The sequence below is a fragment of the Sulfitobacter sp. CW3 genome (genome assembly GCF_019392245.1).
Taxonomy (GTDB): domain Bacteria; phylum Pseudomonadota; class Alphaproteobacteria; order Rhodobacterales; family Rhodobacteraceae; genus Sulfitobacter.
Genome location: NZ_JAHXRL010000433.1, coordinates 1 through 251, shown reverse-complemented (window position 1 = coordinate 251; position 251 = coordinate 1). Strand labels below are relative to the sequence as shown.

Genomic DNA, 251 nt, shown 5'->3' with positions numbered 1-251 from the left:
CAGGCGTCCCAGCGCTGGGATTCGGGGCGCAGCACCCGCTCGTAGCGGGTGAGCAGCGCCGCATCGAGCAGGCCGTCGGCGAGCGCCTGCCGGGTCAGCGCGTCCCAGCGGGCGGCCCCCTCGGGGAACAGGTGCGGCCCGGACGAGAGGCCGTCGAGGTACTCGCAGATCACCCGGCTGTCGTAGAGGGCGGTACCGTCCTCCAGCACAAGGGCGGGGATCTTGCCCAGCGGGTTGTGGGCGGCGACCTC

General features: G+C 73.7%; 1 protein-coding gene. It reads right to left on the bottom strand.

Annotated elements, in window-relative coordinates:
* Positions 1 to 251 (bottom strand): glutathione S-transferase family protein (locus KZZ06_RS21705; protein WP_219581984.1); only part of this gene is annotated, 251 nt, incomplete at both ends.